Genomic DNA, 2958 nt, shown 5'->3' with positions numbered 1-2958 from the left:
TTGAGCGTCATCTGCACGGCGACCAGGGGCGAGCCGTCGACGCTCTCGGCCACCAGCGTGAGCCCCGGGGAGATCTCAACGGTCTCGAGCTCGAGGGAGCCGTTCGAGTCCCAGGTCTGCCGCCAGATGTCGGCGATCTGGGGCGCCACCTCCGGCTCCGCGGACGGCGAGGGCGACGCCGATTCGGCGGGCGAGGCGGATGGGGATGGCGACGTCGACGCGGCGGGCGAGGCGGACGCGGACGGCGAGGCCGACGCCTCCGGTTGCATTGCGTCATCCCGCGTGACGGAGAGCTGCTCCCAGTCGGGGATGCCGGTGACCACCGTGACGTCGCGGGACGACGCCCACGCCTCGACGTCCTCGGTCCGGCCCACGTAGGCGACCACGTCGCCAGTGCCCTCGAAGGTCACGCTGCCGCCCGGGGCAGTCGCCACCATGTCGGGGCCCACCAGGACCACCGCGGTATCGACCGCAGCGCGCGGGGTGCCGAAGGACGCCGGACGCATGGCATCGGCGATCAGTCCGCCGATCAGCAGCAGCAGTCCGAGCGCTCCCGCGATGAGCGCGGTGGTGCGCAAGGTCACGTGGTTCTCCGTTCGTCGCCCTATCACTCTACGAGACAAGCGCCCAACGATGCTCCCGTTGACTTTGTTCCTCACCCTCGAGGCGCACTACCCTGGTGAAGAGTGCGTGACCCGCCCCGTCACCCGCGCCGGCGCGAACAAGGAGAACCATGCCCGAAGAGAACCTGCCGTTCCCGCTCGCCATGCGCGGTTACGACCGCGAGGCGGTTGCCGCCCGCATCGCCAGTCTCGAGGACGCCGCGCGGGAGCAGGCCGCGGCGGCCGAGAAGGCGCGGCGCGAAGCGCAGCAGGCTCGGACGTCGCTCGACGAGGCCCAGAAGTCGCTCCGCGAATCCGAGCAGCCCACGTACAAGGGTCTCGGAGCCCGCGTCGAGCAACTGCTGCGCTCGGCCGAGGAGCAGTCGTCTGACGTGATCGCCCGCGCGAACACGCATGCGCAGGACACTGTCGCCCGCGCGAACGTCGCGGCCCAGCAGTTGCGCGCCCGCGCGGACAACGAGGTCGCGGAGATCCTGGCACAGAGCCGCCGCGAGGCGGACGAGATCAAGACCCAGGCAGAGCACGCCGCCGCCACGGTTCGCGAGGCCGCGGAGCGCCAGAGCGCGGAGAACATGGAGCGCGCGCAGCGGGAGGCGGAGCGGCTGCGCTCCGGGGCGGAGGCGGAGTCCGCCGAGCTTCGTGCCACCGGCGAGAGGGAGGCGCACACGCTGCGCGCGGGCGTCGAGCGCGAGGCCACGGAGCTCCGGGTCACCAGCCAGCGCGAGGCGGCTGACCTGGTCGACGCCGCACGCGCGGAGTCCGAGCAGAAGCTCGCTCACGCCCACCAGGAGTCGAGCCGCCTGCGCGACGAGGCGGCGAGCTTCCTCGCGGCCGCCCACGCGGAGGCAGACGAGCTCGCGGAGTCGACTCGCGTCGAGACCGAGCGCCTCAAGGCCGAAGCGGCACGCGCGCTCGCCGCGGCGCGGGAGGAGGCCGGCGCGACGCGGCAGGCGGCCGAATCCGCCGCCGCTCAGGCTCGTTCCGAGGCCGAGCGAGACGCCGCGAACATGCGTGCCGTCGCGGAGGCCGAGGCCTCCGACATGCGGATCTCCGCCGAGAGCGACGCGGCCACGCTGCGCAACGACGCCGCCGCGGCGCTGGCCCAAGCCGGCGATGACGCGCAGGAGAGCCGCGAGGCGGCGGAGGCCGCCGCCGCCGAGCTCACCAGGCGCGCCGCCGAGGAGGCCGCGCACCTGCGTGGCCTTGCCGAGCGCGAGACGGGGCAGCAGCGCCGCGAGGCCGACGCCTACGCCGCGAACCTGCGCCACACCGTCGAGCAGGAGGTGGCGCAGCTGCGGCACCTGGCCGACCAGGACGCCTCGGAGCTGCGAGCGGTAGCCGCGCGCGAGACCGGGGACCAGCGCACCGCCGCGCAGTCCGAGGCCACGGAGCTCCGCGACAGCGCTGAGGCCTACGCCGCCCAGCTGCGCGAGGAGACCGAGACCTGGGTCGCGCACCTGCGCCAGGGAACCGAGACGTGGGCGACCACCCAGCGCCGCGAGACGGAGGCGACCACCACCGCGCTCCGCGAGGAGACGCAGGCCTGGGCCGCCACCGAGCGCAGAGACACCGAGGCCGCGGTCGCAGCGTTGCGCGAGGAGACCGAGGCCTGGGCACTGGGCGAGCGCCGCTCCGTCGAGGCCGCGGTCGCCGCGCTGCGCGAGGAGACCGAGACGTGGGCCGCAACCGAGCGCCGAACCGCGGAAGTTGAGGCCGCCGCGCTGCGCGAGCAGACCGAAACGTGGGCCGCGACCGAGCGCCGCGCCGTCGAGGCCGAGGCCGCCGCGCTGCGCGAGGAGACACAGGCGTGGGCCCTGGGCGAGCGCCGATCCGCAGAGGCCGAGGTCGCCGCCCTGCGTCAGGACACCGAGTCGTGGGTGGTCGCGCAGCGCCAGCAGACCGAGGTCTACGCGACCGACACGCGACGCGAGGCGGACGTGTACGCCGCCGAGACGCGCCGTGAGACGGACGCGTACGCGGTCAAGGAGCGACAGGAGGCCGAGGCCTACGCGGGCGAGCAGCACCGGGCCGCCGACACCTACGCGGCGCAGCAGCGTCGCGAGGCGGACGCCTACGCAGCGCAGCAGCGTCGCGATGCGGACGCTTACGCCTCTCAGATCCGCGAGGCCGTCGACGAGGAGGTCGCGCAGGCGCGCGATGCCGCCGAGGCCGAGCTCGCCGCTCTGCGCGAGCAGGTGACCGCCGAGGCCGAGGCGATCCGGGCTGAGGCCGAGGCCCATCACAAGGACACGCGCCGGCGCGCCGCGGAGGCGCGCCGAGCGGCGGACGAGGAGATCACCGCGCTGCGCGCCACCGCGACCACCGAGGCGCTGCA

The 2958-nt window shown here is 74.5% G+C and carries 2 protein-coding genes; one reads left to right on the top strand and one right to left on the bottom strand.

Features of this window, described 5'->3' with window-relative positions; genetic code table 11:
- On the bottom strand, window positions 1–584 hold a 584-nt coding region (locus Q0L54_RS10255; protein WP_296667833.1), incomplete at its 3' end, for a hypothetical protein.
- 149 nt (window positions 585–733) lie between these two features.
- Between Q0L54_RS10255 and Q0L54_RS10250 the strand changes: the two genes are divergently transcribed.
- Window positions 734–2958: hypothetical protein (locus Q0L54_RS10250; RefSeq protein ID WP_296667830.1), on the top strand; the 2225-nt coding region annotated here is incomplete at its 3' end.

Origin of the sequence: Demequina sp., assembly GCF_024642165.1 — a bacterium.
Taxonomy (GTDB): domain Bacteria; phylum Actinomycetota; class Actinomycetes; order Actinomycetales; family Demequinaceae; genus Demequina.
The sequence above is the reverse complement of the archived record's forward strand: the minus strand, read 5'-3'. Positions and strand labels throughout refer to the sequence as shown.